At 70.7% G+C, this 14,165-nt stretch carries 12 protein-coding genes; 7 read left to right on the forward strand and 5 right to left on the reverse strand.

Annotated features, from left to right (window positions below; genetic code table 11):
* Positions 1-46: 46 nt before the first annotated feature.
* From ACIBI9_RS02045 to ACIBI9_RS02060, 4 genes are read left to right on the forward strand one after another with little or no spacing between them, the layout of a single operon-like run.
* A complete protein-coding gene (locus ACIBI9_RS02045) occupies positions 47-700 on the forward strand; it encodes a heme-copper oxidase subunit III (protein ID WP_387557322.1) in 654 nt (217 codons plus the stop codon).
* A 14-nt stretch (positions 701-714) separates the two neighbouring features.
* Entirely contained in the window at positions 715-1,524 is an 810-nt protein-coding gene (locus ACIBI9_RS02050; protein ID WP_397220062.1) for a c-type cytochrome, read from the forward strand.
* Entirely contained in the window at positions 1,521-2,633 is a 1,113-nt protein-coding gene (locus ACIBI9_RS02055) for a Rieske 2Fe-2S domain-containing protein (RefSeq protein WP_397220063.1), read from the forward strand. The genes ACIBI9_RS02050 and ACIBI9_RS02055 overlap by 4 nt, the downstream gene beginning before the upstream one ends.
* Positions 2,630-4,291, forward strand: coding sequence for a cytochrome bc complex cytochrome b subunit (locus ACIBI9_RS02060; protein WP_397220064.1), 1,662 nt, complete (start codon positions 2,630-2,632; stop codon positions 4,289-4,291). The genes ACIBI9_RS02055 and ACIBI9_RS02060 overlap by 4 nt, the downstream gene beginning before the upstream one ends.
* A 390-nt stretch (positions 4,292-4,681) precedes the next feature.
* Here ACIBI9_RS02060 and ACIBI9_RS02065 read toward each other — a convergent pair whose 3' ends face one another.
* Positions 4,682-4,969 (reverse strand): Lrp/AsnC family transcriptional regulator, encoded by a 288-nt coding sequence (locus ACIBI9_RS02065; RefSeq protein WP_080041188.1) that lies wholly within the window; start codon positions 4,967-4,969, stop codon positions 4,682-4,684.
* A gap of 17 nt (positions 4,970-4,986) precedes the next feature.
* Positions 4,987-6,756 (reverse strand): DEDD exonuclease domain-containing protein, encoded by a 1,770-nt coding sequence (locus ACIBI9_RS02070; RefSeq protein WP_397220066.1) that lies wholly within the window; start codon positions 6,754-6,756, stop codon positions 4,987-4,989.
* A gap of 30 nt (positions 6,757-6,786) precedes the next feature.
* Between ACIBI9_RS02070 and ACIBI9_RS02075 the strand changes: the two genes are divergently transcribed.
* The 3 genes from ACIBI9_RS02075 (at position 6,787) to ACIBI9_RS02085 (ending at position 11,470) form a co-directional block, all read left to right on the forward strand.
* Positions 6,787-8,292: a serine/threonine-protein kinase gene (locus ACIBI9_RS02075; RefSeq protein ID WP_397220067.1), complete on the forward strand. Its 1,506-nt coding sequence runs from the start codon at positions 6,787-6,789 to the stop codon at positions 8,290-8,292.
* Positions 8,282-9,718: a serine/threonine-protein kinase gene (locus ACIBI9_RS02080; protein ID WP_397220068.1), complete on the forward strand. Its 1,437-nt coding sequence runs from the start codon at positions 8,282-8,284 to the stop codon at positions 9,716-9,718. The genes ACIBI9_RS02075 and ACIBI9_RS02080 overlap by 11 nt, the downstream gene beginning before the upstream one ends.
* 186 nt (positions 9,719-9,904) lie before the next feature.
* Positions 9,905-11,470 carry a hypothetical protein gene (locus ACIBI9_RS02085; RefSeq protein WP_397220069.1) on the forward strand — a complete coding sequence of 522 codons (1,566 nt, stop codon included), beginning with the start codon at positions 9,905-9,907 and terminating at the stop codon, positions 11,468-11,470.
* A 214-nt stretch (positions 11,471-11,684) separates the two neighbouring features.
* Here ACIBI9_RS02085 and ACIBI9_RS02090 read toward each other — a convergent pair whose 3' ends face one another.
* The 3 genes from ACIBI9_RS02090 to ACIBI9_RS02100 are packed head-to-tail and all read right to left on the reverse strand — an operon-like array spanning position 11,685 to position 14,121.
* Positions 11,685-13,400, reverse strand: coding sequence for a PH domain-containing protein (locus ACIBI9_RS02090; RefSeq protein WP_397220070.1), 1,716 nt, complete (start codon positions 13,398-13,400; stop codon positions 11,685-11,687).
* Positions 13,397-13,897, reverse strand: coding sequence for a PH domain-containing protein (locus ACIBI9_RS02095; protein ID WP_397220071.1), 501 nt, complete (start codon positions 13,895-13,897; stop codon positions 13,397-13,399). The genes ACIBI9_RS02090 and ACIBI9_RS02095 overlap by 4 nt, the downstream gene beginning before the upstream one ends.
* Positions 13,894-14,121, reverse strand: a complete 228-nt coding sequence (locus tag ACIBI9_RS02100; protein WP_397220072.1) for a hypothetical protein — start codon at positions 14,119-14,121, stop codon at positions 13,894-13,896. The genes ACIBI9_RS02095 and ACIBI9_RS02100 overlap by 4 nt, the downstream gene beginning before the upstream one ends.
* Positions 14,122-14,165: the final 44 nt, after the last annotated feature.

Raw genomic sequence — 14,165 nt, forward strand, 5'->3', positions numbered from 1 at the left:
GCTAACCGGGGGGTCGTGCGCGGGACCGACCACCGAAGCCGCAATAATGCTGCCCGTGGCGACAGCATCCGCAATAACTTCGACGACGACAGCCCAGTCGTACCGCAGACCCAATCTGGTCAGTGTCGGGACGATCGTGTGGCTGTCCTCTGAGCTCATGTTCTTCGCGGCGCTGTTCGCGATGTACTTCACCATCCGGTCGGTGAGCGAGGGCAACGGCTTCGAATGGGGCCCCGCCTTCCACAAGGTGGGCCTCGAGGCCGCCGAGGGCGCTCACCTGAACATCCCGTTCGCGACGGCCAACACGATCATCCTGGTTCTGTCGAGTGTGACGTGCCAGCTGGGCGTGTGGGCCGCGGAGAAGGGGCAGGTCGGCAGGCTCCGCTTCTGGTACATCGTCAGCTTCCTCATGGGCGCGGTCTTCGTGGCCGGGCAGCTGTACGAGTACGGCGAGCTGGCATCAGAGGGCGCGACCTTGTCCGCCAACGCCTACACCTCGGTGTTCTACCTGACGACGGGCTTCCACGGCCTGCACGTGACCGGTGGCCTATTCGCGTTCCTGTTCATGCTGGGACGCACGTACGCCGCGAAGCGCTTCACGCATGAGCAGGCCACCAGCGCGATCGTCGTGTCCTACTACTGGCACTTCGTAGACGTCGTCTGGATTGGTCTTTTCGCGACCATCTACATCATTCGTTAAGGAACGGGATCTCTGTGACTAGGATCACCGCTTGGCGGCGGCATCCCCTCGCGAGATATGCCGTCCTGATTTTGGCGTTGGCGCTGGTCGGGATGGTATACGCCGCCTTTGTCCAGGCGGGTAAGCCTGCCGACGCGGCACTGGCGGCAGGCAAGGTCGATGACGTGGCCGAGGGCAGGAGCCTGTTCGTCAAGCACTGCTCCAGCTGCCACGGCATGAACGCGGAGGGCACCCAGACGGCGCCCACGCTCGTCGGCGTCGGCGCCGCGGCGGTCGACTTCCAGATGGGCACCGGCCGCATGCCCGCCGCCAACCCGGGTCCGCAGGCGCCGCGCAAGCCGATGGCGCCCTGGGTCGACGAGACGAAGATCAGGCAGATCGGCGCCTACGTGCAGTCGCTCGGCGGCGGCCCGCAGGTCCCGGGGCAGGAGCAGGTCGACCCCAAGCTCGGCGACGCCGGCAAGGGCGGCGAGCTGTTCCGCGCCAACTGCATCCAGTGTCACAACTGGGTCGGCGCCGGTGGAGCCCTGACGCAGGGCAAGTACGCTCCCAACCTCAACTCGGCGACCCCCACCCAGATCTACGAGGCGATGGTCACCGGGCCGCAGGCGATGCCGGTCTTCAACGACACGACGATCACGCCTGAAGAGAAGCGCAGCATGATCGCCTACATCACGCAGGTCCGCGCGCAGAAGGACCCGGGAGGTTTCGGCCTCGGGCGCATTGGCCCCGTGACCGAAGGTCTCGTAGCGTGGATCGCAGGGCTCAGTGTCCTCGCACTCGCCGCCATCTGGATCACCGCGAAGAAGCGACAGAAGTCATGACAGACAACGAGCACGAGATCGAGCAGCCCGATGAGCGCGTACCCAAGCGCGTCATCGGCACCCCCGCGCCGGGCACCTCGATGCTCGGCACCGCGGAGGCCACGGACGTCGACAAGGACGTCCCCGGCGTCACGCTGCCGGACGAGAGCAAGGCCCGCAAGGCCGAGAAGATCGTGGCGCTCTGCTTCACGATCACGTTCCTGGCCGCGATCGCGTTCATCATCTCCTACGTGGTCTTCCAGGTCGGCAGCCCCGAGGCGACCGGGGTGTCCAACCTCGCGCTGGGCCTCTCGCTGACCGTGGCGATCCTGGGACTGGCGATCGGCATCGTGATCTGGGTACGCATGATCATGCCGAAGTACTCCCTGGTCCAGGAGCGCCACCCGATGGCCTCCGCCGAGGACGACCGCGAGGTCGTCGCCGACACGTTCGTCCAGGGCGCCAACGAGAGCGGCTTCGTCAAGCGCAAGCTGCTGCGCCGCACGCTGCTGCTGGCCGCCGCGCCCCTCGGCCTCGTGCCGGTGGTGCTGCTTCGCGACCTCGACAACAGCAAGATGCCGGGCGCGAAGTTCAACAAGGAGCTGCGCCACACGGTCTGGGGAGAGAAGACCAAGGAGGGCAAGCCGCTCAGGCTCGTCGTCGAGGGCACCGGCCAGCCCATCCGGGCCGCCGACTTCAACTCGCCCGGCGGCATCCTGTCGGTGGTCCCCGAGGGCTACCAGCACGACCTCAACGCCCTCGCCAAGGCCACGCTGATCCTGATCAAGTTCCGTCCGGAGGAGATCAAGAGCGGCGTCCGGCAGAACTGGACGCACGACGGCATCGTGGCGTACTCCAAGATCTGCACGCACGTGGGCTGCCCGGCGGCCCTGTACGAGCAGAACACCCACCACATCCTCTGCCCCTGCCACCAGTCGACGTTCGACGCGGCCGACGGTGCGAAGGTCATCTTCGGCCCGGCCGCCAGGCCGCTGCCGCAGCTGCCGATCACGGTCGACGCCGAGGGCTACCTGATCGCCCAGGGCGACTTCGAGGTGCCCGTCGGCCCCAGCTACTGGGAACGCGGTGACGCCGAGCGCGCGGCCAGGGAGAAGGGAGGCCAGGCATGAGCACCGAGCTGAACGCCGTGCCCAAGGCCGTCGCCGGGCCGTCGACATTCCTCGACGACCGCCTCGGCGGGGCCAATTTCCTCAAGCGCAACCTGCGCAAGATCTTCCCGGACCACTGGTCGTTCCTGCTGGGTGAGATCGCGCTCTACTCCTTCGTCATCCTGCTGCTGACCGGTACGTTCCTGACGTTCTGGTTCAAGCCGAGCATGATGGAGATCGCCTACGACGGCTCGTACGCGCCGCTCAAGGGCGTCATGATGTCGGAGGCCTACGCGTCGTCGCTGGAGATCAGCTTCGACGTCCGGGGTGGTCTGCTCATCCGGCAGATGCACCACTGGGCGGCCCTGATGTTCGTGGCCGGCATGATGGTCCACATGCTGAGGGTGTTCTTCACGGGCGCCTACCGCAAGCCGCGCGAGCTCAACTGGATCATCGGCGTGCTGCTGCTGACGCTGGCGCTCGCCGAGGGCCTGACCGGCTACTCGCTCCCCGACGACCTGCTCTCCGGCGCCGGTCTGCGGATCACCGAGGGCGTGGCGATCTCGCTGCCGCTGGTCGGCACGTACATCACGTTCTTCCTGTTCGGCGGGGAATATCCGGGTGAGGATGTCATCGCCCGGTTCTACTCGCTGCACATCCTGCTCATCCCGGGCATCCTGCTGGCGCTGATCTCGGCTCACATGGTGCTCATGTGGGTGCAGAAGCACACGCAGATGCCGGGCAAGGGGCGCGACAACCACAACGTGGTGGGCGCGCCGTTCTACCCGGCTTTCATGGCGAAGGCGGGGGCGTACTTCCTGTTCACGCTGGCCGCGGTGACGGGTATGGCGACGTTCGCCCAGATCAACCCGATCTGGCTGTTCGGCCCCTACACGCCCGCCGACGTGTCCGCGGGTTCGCAGCCCGACTTCTACATGGGCTTCCTGGAAGGCGCGCTGCGCATCATGGTGCCGTGGGAGATCAACCTCTTCGGCACCTCCCATGCCGGCACCCTGCCGCTGAGCGTGATCATCCCGGCGCTGGTGCCGATGGGCATCATCATGACGGGCCTGGCGCTCTATCCGTTCCTCGAACGCTGGGTGACGGGCGACCACCGCGAGCACCACGTCGCGGACCGGCCGCGCAACAACCCGCACCGCACCTCGATCGGCATGGCGGCCATCGCGTTCTACGGCGTGCTGTGGCTGCTCGGCGCCAACGACGAGATCTCGGCGAACTTCCACATCAGCCTCAACGTGACGACGTACGCCGGCCGGGTGCTGGTCTTCGTCGCGCCGGCGCTGGCATACGTCATCACCTACCGCATCTGCCTCGGCCTGCAGCGTTCCGACGCCGCGGTCGTCTCGCACGGCGTGGAGTCGGGTGTCATCAAGCGGCTGCCGCACGGTGAGTTCATCGAGGTCCACACGCCGCCAGCGGACGACATCGAGGCCCACATGCGCGGCAAGGAGCCGGTGGCGATGCTGCCGGTGGCCGAGGACACCACGGGCATCCCGCCGAAGGGCATGCGCGGTCCGCTCGGCAAGCTGCGCGCCCGCATGTCCAAGGCGTACGGCGGGGAGAAGATCCCGCTGGACGACGGACACGGACACGGGCACGAGGAAGAGCACGCCGCCATCGGTTCCGGTGGCGAGGACGACCGCAGCCTCACGCACTGACACCACCTTTTCGCCACACACGGCACGGGCCTGGACGACACGTTCGTCCGGGCCCGTCGCCGTCTCCGGCCTCCTGCGCCCCGGAGGCGCGGCGCATCCCATACGTCTTGCCTGGGAAGACGGAAGCCTGGGCGCTCAGCGAGCGGGCCGTGCCTGAGATCCGCGGGAGCGCCGTCACAGGCGCTCGCAGGAGGGGGCGGACTCCGACCGAAGGCACGGCGGAGAGGCAGGCTCGCCGGAAGACGGCGCGGTGGGGCGCCAGAAGTCGCGCCGGTCGCGGGCGCTCAGCCCAAGAGGCCAAAGAGGCCCGAGAGGTCCCGAGGCGGCGCATCGGCAGGCAGGCCGCCGGTGGCCGCGTGGGTCAGCATGTGGGGGTCAGCCCGTGGGGGGTCAGTCAGCCTCGGGGAAGCCGATGGAGAAGGCGGCGTCCAGGTCGTGCTTGGAGTAGGCGCGGAAGGCGATGTGCGTCTCCGTGTGCAGCACGCCGGCCACCTTGTTGATCCGCCCGGGGACCACCTCGGCGATCTCCTCGTAGGCCGCCACCCGCACCATCGCCAGCAGGTCGTATTCGCCGGTGATGGAGTAGACCTCGCTGACCCCCTGGATCTCGGCGATCGTCTGGGCGACCTCCGGGATCCGGTCTACCTCTGCATTGATGTGGACGATAGCCGTGACCATACATCAACTCTATCGTTTCACCTCAAAGGTCGCCCCTCCCGATTACGGGGCTGATCAAGATGGCGGTACGCGAGGTCGATGCGGGCCTTGTGGCGGGCGGCGCCCCAGGCGGGCAGGCTCCACTCGCCGTCCACCTCCACCAGCCGCACCCCGGGCGACTCCAGCCAGCGCAGGATGCACTCGGTCTCCTCGGCGCTGGCCGCGTGGATCGGGCCGGCGCCCGGGATGACCGCCTCGGCGGTGGCCGTCAGGGAGGCGACGAAAGCGGTCGGATGGGTGCCCTTCGGCATGACCCCGGCCGCCGCGAGCCGCCCGTAGCGGATGACGTGGATGTCCCAGCCGCCGCCGAACGCCGGGCTGGCGGCCACCAGCTGCGGGATGCGCGTGATGGCGCTCAGGCGCTGCATGCGGGCCGCCGTACGGACGAAGGCGGCCAGCCGGTCGCGGTCGACCGAGGCCTCCTCGTAGCGCTGCTCCACCGACAGCCGTTCCATGCGGGCCGACACGGCGGAGAAGACGGGCGAGGCGTCGAGCGTCATGGCCCGGCGCGCGCTCTCCGCGTGGATCGCGTATTCCTCCTGGCTCTCCTTGCCCTCGCAGGGCGCGCCGCAGCGGCCCATCTCGTGGAGCACGCAGGCCGCCCGCCGGGTGCGCACCGTGAGGGGCTGGGTGCACTGGCGCAGGGGGACCGCCTCGTGCAGGGCGATGCGGGCCTCGTCGGCCAGCCGGGCGCTGCTGAACGGGCCGAGGTAGGTGGCCCCGTCGTCCTTGAGCTCGCGGACGATCGACAGCCGCGGGAACGCCTCGGTGGTGAGCTTGAGCCAGACCACCTTCTCGGGGAAGCGGGAACGGCGGTTGTAGCGCGGCTTGGCGCCGCCGATCAGGCGCAGCTCCCTGACCTCCGCCTCCAGCGCGGTCGAGCAGACGATGTGGCGCACCCGCTCGGCGATGCCGATCATCTCGCGGATGCGCGGGCGGGTCTCGCCCGCGGTGAAGTAGGAGCGCACGCGGTTGCGCAGGTTGGTGCTCTTGCCGATGTAGAGGACCTCGCCGCGCTCGTCCTCGAAGAAGTAGACCCCCGGCGCGTGCGGCACCGACTCGGCCAGGTGGCGCTTGCGCTGCTGCTCCGGCGTGGGGGCGCGGACGAACGACTTGAGCTCCTCGAGCGTGTGCACCTGGAACGAGCCGGCCCGCTCGATCAGCCCGTGGAGCACGTCGACGGTGGCCCTGGCGTCCTGCAGGGCGCGGTGGCACGGCTCGGTGGGGCTGCGGAAGAACCTGGCCAGCGTGGACAGCTTGGCGTTGGGCACCTCGTCGCGGGTCAGCACGCGGCGGGCCAGGTCGACGGTGTCGACGACCGGATTGGCCGGCGGGGGATAGCCGTGGGCGGCGCAGGCGGCCTTGACGAAGCGGGTGTCGAAGCCGGCGTTGTGGGCCACCAGCGTGGCCCCGCGGATGAACTCCAGGAAGCTCGGCAGCACCGCCTCGATCCGCGGAGCGGCCATGACCATCGCGTCGGTGATGCCGGTCAGCACGGAGATGAACGGCGGGATCGGCCCGCCGGGGTCGACCAGCGTCGAGAACTCGCCCAGCACCTCGCCCGCCCGCACCTTGACCGCGCCGATCTCGGTGATGGCGTCGTCGGACGGGGCGCCGCCGGTCGTCTCGAGGTCGAACACGACGAACGTGACCTGGCTCAGCGGAGTGCCGAGCTCGTCGAGAGTGCCTTGAACCGCGTCCACGTTCCAAGACCATAGAGAGGGGGACCGACAGGAACGAATAACCATGGCTCTTGATCCTTAGTTACCCTTCCCTGTATGTCCTCGGGAAGACTCGCCGGCCGCTATGCCCTGCTGCGCCCTCTCGGCGCGGGCGGCATGGGGAAGGTCTGGCTGGCCAGGGATGAGATGCTCGACCGCGAGGTCGCGGTCAAGGAGCTCACGCTGGCCGAGGGCATGTCGCCCAAGGAGCGCTCCGACTCGGTGATGCGGGCCGTGCGCGAGGCGCAGGCCACGGCGCGGCTGCGCCATCCCGGCATCGTGGCGCTGCACGACGTGGTCGTCGAGCAGGACCGGCCCTGGCTGGTCATGGAGCTCCTGCGGGGCCGCACGCTGGGGGAGACGGTCCGCGAGTTCGGACCCATGCCGGCTGATCATGCCGCGCGGGTCGGCGCCGACGTGCTGGAGGCGTTGATCGCGGCGCATTCGCTGGGGATGCAGCACCGCGACGTCAAGCCGGGCAACGTGTTCCTGACCGAGAGCGGGCGGGTGGTCCTCACCGACTTCGGCATCGCCCGGCAGGAGGGGCAGGCCACGCTCACCGAGCAGGGGCTGATGATCGGCTCGCCCGGGTTCATCGCGCCCGAGCGGCTGGCCGGCGAGCCGGGCGGGCCCGCCAGCGACGTGTGGTCGCTCGGCGCCACGCTCTACGTCGCGCTGACGGGCGCGCCGGCCTATGAAGGGTCGGCGGCCCAGCGGGTGCGGGCCACGCTGACGGAGCCCGTACCGGCCGCTCCCGGGCCGCTGGGGCCGCTGCTGTCGGCCATGATGGCGCACCAGCCGGCCGCCCGCCCCGACGCGCGGGTGATCGTGTCCGCGCTGCGGCAGGTGGCCGCCGGCGGGCAGGCCCCGCATCTGCCCGTCAACCAGGACGCGACCGCGCCGACCAGGGTCAAGCGGCGCGGCCGGGCCGCGATCTGGATCGCCGCGGCGGCGGCACTCGTACTCGGCGCGGGCGGCGCGACCGCCTTCCTCGTCCTCAAGGACCGGCCGGGCGCGGCGCCGGCCGCGTTCACGGTGCCCATGGACGTGTGCACGCTGATCAGCCAGGAGGAGGTGGGCGTGCTGCTGCGCACGCAGAGCCCGCCCAAGGCGCAGCCGAGCTCCGACGGCGAGGGCCCCAAGTGCGGCTGGACGGTCGCCAACACGGGTGTGGGCCTGCAGGTGCAGAAGGACTCCGACACCGTCGACCCGTGGTCGATGACCCCGGGCTCGGCAGGCGCGCTCTTCAGGGGCCAGAAGAGCTGGTGGTCGAGGTCCGGCCAGGTCGACTGGACGTGGGAGGAGATCGGCGCGAAGTCCTCGCAGCGGGCCACCCGCACCCCGGTCCGCGAGATCCCCGCCCTCGGCGAGGAGGCGTTCGGCTTCGAGCTGAAGGGCCCCACCGGCCGCGTGCACACCGCCCAGATCTTCTACCGCCTGGCCAACCTGGTGGTCACCGTGCAGTTCACCACCCTCGCCGACAAGCCCACCGACGAGGAGATCAGGCAGCGGGCGCTGAAAGCGGCGCAGACGAGCGAACAGGCGTTGCGCAATGCCGGATGACCTCTATCTGCTGGCCGGCCGCTACCGCCTCATCGAGCGGCTCGGACAGGGCGGCGCCGGCACGGTGTGGCGGGCCATCGACGAGATCCTCGACCGTCAGGTCGCGGCCAAGCAGGTACGCGTGCCGGAAGGGCTCAGTCCGCGGGAGCGGGCGGAGTTCGCCGACATCGCGATCCACGAGGCCAGGTCGGCCGGACGGCTGCGCGACCCGGCCATCGTGCTGGTGCACGACGTCGTCCTGGAGGGCGGCCAGCCGTGGATCATCATGGACCTGGTCACCGGCCGCTCGCTGGACAAGGTGATCAAGGAGCAGGGGCCGCTGCCGCCCGGGTTCGTGGCCGCGGTCGGCCTGCGCGTGCTGTCGGCGCTGGAGGTCGCCCACGCCCACGGGATGCTCCACCAGGACGTCAAGCCCGCGAACATCCTGCTCGACCTCGACGGCTCCGCCATGCTCACCGACTTCGGCATCGCGACGCCGATGGGCGGTCACGGCGGCAGGTTCGGCGGGGCGGGCTCGCCCGGCTACATGGCGCCCGAGCGGCTCAACGAGCAGCCTTCGAGCCCGGCGTCCGACCTGTGGTCGCTCGGCGCCAGCCTCTACACCGCGGTGGAGGGGCGCGCGCCGTTCGAGCGGGCGCTGCCCGCGGCGGTGACGGCGGCGGTGCTGCTGCACGAGCCGCCGTTCCCGGTCAGGGCGGGCCGCGACTTCGGCGGCCTGCTCATGGCCATGCTCGCCAAGGACCCGGCGGCCCGCCCGACGGCGGCCCAGGTCCGCCAGGCGCTGAGCGCCCTGGCCGGGCCCGCCCCGGTGCCCCGGCGCCGCCGGTGGCTGGTGCCCGTCGTGCTCGCCGCCGCCGTGGTGCTGGGCGCGGGCGGCTGGTACGCCGCGGGCCCGCTGCGCGGCGGGGCCGAGACCGGGAAGTTCGCCACGGCGCCCGATCCCTGCAAGCTGCTCACCGACGAGCAGGCCGCCAAGATCATGAAGGCCAGGCCGGCGCGCGAGGCCACCAGGCCGGGCGAGTGCCAGTGGATCCTGCGCGACGGCGAGGAGGACGGCCACCGCATCGTCGTCCGCGCCTGGGCTGAGCGGCCCGACGGCGATCTCGGCGGCCCCCAGGTGGCGCAGCGCCGCTTCGCCAGCGAGAAGGCCAGCCGCGCCGCCTCAGAGGGCACGGTGATGCGCGAAGCCCGCGGCTCGGTCACCGACGTCCCGCAGATCGGGGAGTCGGCGATCATCCAGAACCGCTTCAAGGTCTACATCAACAGCGACACGAGAGGCTGGTCCGACAGCACCGTGCTCTTCCGTACGAGCAACGTGCTCGGCGAGGTGGTCTGGCACCGCGAGAACGTGCCGGTCAGCGACCCGGCGGACAAGGAGCCCGCCCTCGCCCTCGCCCGCCTGGTCGCGGCCGCCCTGTCGAAGTGAGCACCGTACGAGGTGGGCCCCGTCGAGGTGGGCCCCGTCGAGGTGAGCACTGTTCGAGGTGAGCACCGTCGAAGTGGGCGCCCTCGGGGTGGGCCGCTGCCAGAATGGGCCGGAGTGCTGCAAGCACCTTGCAAGGGGGATGACTAGCATGTTTCCCCGCAAGTCAGGGCAACCCCAGGAGTCCCAGTGAACCCCGGTAGCGAGTGGGATCCGTCCACCACCCCTTACCAGGTGCCGGGCAGGCGCTTCGAACCGCCCACCCAGCCGCCCGCCCAGCCGCCGACGCTGCCTCCGATACCGCCTCCGATGATGCCTCCGATGCCGCCGCCACCGCCGCCCCGGCGGCCCGCCTGGCTGCTGCCCACGCTGGCCGCCGCCATCGTGGTGCTGGTCGCGATGGGCGGGGTGGGCGCGTACTTCGTGGTCAGCAAGGTATCGCGCTCCTCACAGCCGCCCGCGGCGCAGAGCGAGCGGCCGTCGCGGGCCGCTTCCTCGGGGCCCGTCCGCCTGGACGTGTGCGCCATGCTGCCCGCGGAGGAGACCGACCGGCTCGTGCCTGACGCGACCGTCACCAGGTATTCCAGTGAGGGCGACTACACGGTCGCCTTCAACTGCAAATGGGAGAACCGGCGCATCTCGTTCGGCGACTTCTGGCGTACCAGGGAGATCGACGTCAGGATCGATCAGCACAAGGCCGACGGCGCCAAGACCGGCCGGGCCATGGCGCAGAACTCGTACGAGGTCGACTACAGCGGCGACAAGTACGCCGCGACCGCCAAGCCCTCGCTCAAGCCCGACGAGAAGGCGTACATCTCCCCGATCAAGGAGATCCAGGGCGTCGGTGACGCCGCGCACGCCCAGTACATCTGGCGCCGCAGCGGCAAGCTGCTGTGGTACTCCTACGGCCAGGCCAACGCCCGGGTCGGCGACATGACGATCGAGATCAAGTACCAGGCGGGCCAGCAGCGCAAGGACGCGGCGATCCTGACCAACGAGACCGCGCAGTCCATCACCGAGGACAACGCGATCCGCGAGGTGAGCCGACTGGCCGGGTTCTTCACCAAGGGCATGGCGGCCTGGCAGGCGCAGCACCCCAACGTGCTGGCCGAGCCGGAGCCGTCGCGGCCCCCTGTCTCGCCGAGCGCGAGGGCGACGCCCGAGCCGACCGTCCTGGCGGCCTTCCCCGAAGAGTGCGGGGCCGTCACCGAGGTGGCCAAGCGGCTCGTGCCCGAGGCCACCACCAGGGCGCGCGGCATCGAGGTCGGCTCCGACGCCCAGACCGAGTGCCGCTGGCTCAACCTGGACGTGCCCGGCGCGGGTGAGGGGATCAAGAAGATCCGCAGCGTCCTGATCACCGTGCACCGGTTCACCAACCGGGCGGGCGCCGCCGACGAGTCCGCGGCCAAGACCTACTACGCCAGCCAGCGGGGCGGCGACAAGACCTTCGAGGAGTCGTCCATGGGCGGCGTCTCCTGGAGCAAGATCACCGATCTCAAGGGGATGGGCGATCAGGCTTACCAGCAGTTCATCCGCAACAGGCACAGCGAGGTCTCAGCGTCCACCGGCACGGTGCTGATGCGCAAGGGCTCGGTGGTCGTCAGCATCGACTTCTCCGGCCACCAGCGGCCCGAGAAGGAGCCGACCAACTCGCCCAAGGTCGAGTTCATGCCGGAGAAGGAGGCGATGGACGGCGTGGTCACCGTGGCCGAGGCGTTCATGGCCCAGCTGGCCAAGCAGCCCGCCGGCAGCTAGGCAGACCCACTCGGCCGAGGAGGGGCGTGGTACCCCTCCTCAGCGACGGCCGCGCGCGGGAAACATCCTCCTGGCGGATCATCCCGTCAAGGGTCAATGGAGCTGCAACCCGCTTGCAAGCGCGACAAATACCTTTATGTCTTGCAAGACCTGAGCCGCGCGATCATGTTTGTCCAGTACAGGGGCATGGGCAAACCGAGGGGGATCACGCGGCTCATTTCTTTTCCCGGACCCTTTCCTGGACCCTTTCCCGGACCAGGAACGGTTCGAGCAGGCCCGGAACCGCCCGCGCCGCCAGCTCCAGGCCGTCGCCGCGATCCACGTCCACCACGTCGTAGTGGCCCTTGCCCGCGGCGGTGGCGGCGGAGACGGTCAGCAGGCCGTTGCGACGCTGGAAGTACGACTCGGTGATCGTCCAGCCGGAGACGCCTCTGCGGTCGAGCGCGATCGTACTGCGCACCACCGCGCCCTGCCTCGTGACGAGGTGGCGGCGGCCGAGCGCGTGGCCGAGGCTCCTGGCGCTCTCCACGGCCATCCACATCCCGAACGGCAGCGCCAGCGCGGGGATCGCCCATACGGTGGCCCGCGACCACTGCCACGGCAGCAGCCAGGACGCCAGGCCGGCGCCCGCGGCCAGCACGGCCACCGTCACCAGCGCCCGCACGATCCGCCTCCGCCTGGCCGCCACCGGATGCGGCACCAGCGCGCCCATCCCCAGCCCGCCCATCCCCAGCCCGCCCGCACCTGGCCCGTCGGCGCCCCGCCTTCCGGCGGCCGCGTCCGCGCTCACGTCACCTCCGGCCGCCCGGTGCCGGCCCGGGACCGTGCCGTGGTGGGAGGCGCCCATCGTCGGCGAGGTCGCAGGCATCGGCGGTGCGGCCGGGGTGTCGGCGATCCTGGTGGCGAGGGTCCAGGCGAGGGCGCGGGGGAGGGGCGGGGTGAGGGCGGCGGCGTCCTCGGTCTCGTGCTCGTCCGCCTTGCCGAGCCCCGTGGCGATGGTCTTGACGCGCGCTCCGCCACCCAGCCTCAGCAGCAGCGGCTCGCTGATCTCCACGCCGCGCAGCCTGCGCTCCTCCAGGGTCAGGGACCGGGTGGTCAGCAGGCCGCGGTGCAGGCGGAGGCGGCCGGGCTCGCGTTCCAGCCGGTAACGTCCCCACGACTCGGCGAACAGCAGGACGGCGCCCAGGACGCCGACGGCCAGGTTCACCGCGAGAATCAGCGGGACCGCCACCAGCGGCCGCGCCGTCACCCAGTCCCACAGCCCGCCGGCCGCCTCTGTGGCGAGCCTCTTGCCCCCGAACGAGTCCAGTGCCTTGTAGAGCGCCCCGAGCAGCAGCGCGGCCCCCGTGAACGACCACAGCGACAGCGGCGCGTACCGGATCCACGACCAGCGCAGCTCGACCAGCGGCCCGTCGCCGGACGCGGGCCGCTCGTCCTGGCGCAGCAGGGTACGGCGCAGCGACTCCGCCTCGTGCCTGGTCAGCGGGTCGAGCACGAGCTCGGTCCCCTCGGCCGCGTGCTCGCCCGTGCCCACCTTGACCACGGTCAGGCCGAACACCCGCGACACCGGATCGGCCCGCAGGTTGACGCTGCGGACCCGGTCGAGCGGGATCGAGCGGTGCTGGCGGACGGTGATGCCCGAGCGCAGTTCGAGGCGTTCCGGGGTGAGCCGCCAGCGCGTCGTACGGAGCCTGGTCACGTCATACGCCACCACGGCGGCGACGATCAGCAGCGCGGCCGCCGCGCAGACCGCCACGATCCCGCCGATCGGCCAGTCCCGGTCCGTCAGGAACCGCAGGAGACCGGCCACCACGCCGACGACGATCGCCAGCGACTTGACCGCCGAGGCCCAGAGGCTCCGCCCCGCCAGCCCCCGCCAGCCCTCCTCGAGGAAGGACGCCCCGGCATCGCGCGTGCGAAGGTCGTTCACGTCGCGTCCCCCGGCGTGGCCTGGGTGAGGGCGGTGAGGCGCTCGGCCAGCTCGGCCGCCACCTCGTGGTCCAGCGCCTCGATCTTGATGGCCCCCGCGGAGGAGGCCGTGGTCACCGTGACGTCCGCCAGCCCGAACAATCGCTGCACCGGCCCCCGCGCGGTGTCGACTCGCTGGATCCGCGACATCGGCGCCACCCGCCAGGTGTGGGTCAGCCACCCCTTGCGCGTGTAGACCGCCTGGTCGGTGACCTCCCAGCGCTCCACCCGGTAGGTGGCCCGCGGCGCCAGGACCGCAAGCGCCACGCAGCCCGCCGCGAAGAGCGCCACGCACGCCCCCAGCCAGACCGGCCGCGAGGTGAGCATCCAGTACGCCGCCACCGCGGCGGCGGCCACCGGCACCAGGAAGATCAGCCCCTGCACCGTCCACCAGGCGACCGCCCGCGGATCGGCCTGGTTGCGCGGCGGACGCAGCCCGGCCGGAGTGCCCGCGTTCACCTGCCGCTCTCCGCGTTCTTGCCCGAGTCGACCACGGCCAGCAGCACGAACCCGAGCACGCCGATCACGATGGCCGCGAACACCTCGTATCCCTCCAGGAACGGCAGCAGATTGACCACGAGCAGGTCGTGCGCCCACCGCCACCAGCCGAGCAGGGTGTTCAGCAGGCCGCCCACGCCCTGGAGGAGCAGCAGCCAGCCGAGCAGCGTCAGCACCATTTTCATGGTCCCAAGCGTCGTGGACCGGTCACGGGATCCGCGTCGGCCGT

The sequence above is a fragment of the Nonomuraea sp. NPDC050451 genome (assembly GCF_044458585.1).

Bases quoted from the DNA above. Each gene is read 5' to 3' on its own strand.
- ACIBI9_RS02080 (WP_397220068.1), top strand. From the start codon at position 8,282: ATGCCGGATGACCTCTATCTGCTGGCCGGCCGCTACCGCCTCATCGAG.
- ACIBI9_RS02075 (WP_397220067.1), top strand. From the start codon at position 6,787: ATGTCCTCGGGAAGACTCGCCGGCCGCTATGCCCTGCTGCGCCCTCTC.
- ACIBI9_RS02045 (WP_387557322.1), top strand. From the start codon at position 47: ATGCTGCCCGTGGCGACAGCATCCGCAATAACTTCGACGACGACAGCC.
- ACIBI9_RS02070 (WP_397220066.1), bottom strand. From the start codon at position 6,756: ATGGTTATTCGTTCCTGTCGGTCCCCCTCTCTATGGTCTTGGAACGTG.
- ACIBI9_RS02055 (WP_397220063.1), top strand. From the start codon at position 1,521: ATGACAGACAACGAGCACGAGATCGAGCAGCCCGATGAGCGCGTACCC.
- ACIBI9_RS02060 (WP_397220064.1), top strand. From the start codon at position 2,630: ATGAGCACCGAGCTGAACGCCGTGCCCAAGGCCGTCGCCGGGCCGTCG.
- ACIBI9_RS02065 (WP_080041188.1), bottom strand. From the start codon at position 4,969: ATGGTCACGGCTATCGTCCACATCAATGCAGAGGTAGACCGGATCCCG.
- ACIBI9_RS02100 (WP_397220072.1), bottom strand. From the start codon at position 14,121: ATGAAAATGGTGCTGACGCTGCTCGGCTGGCTGCTGCTCCTCCAGGGC.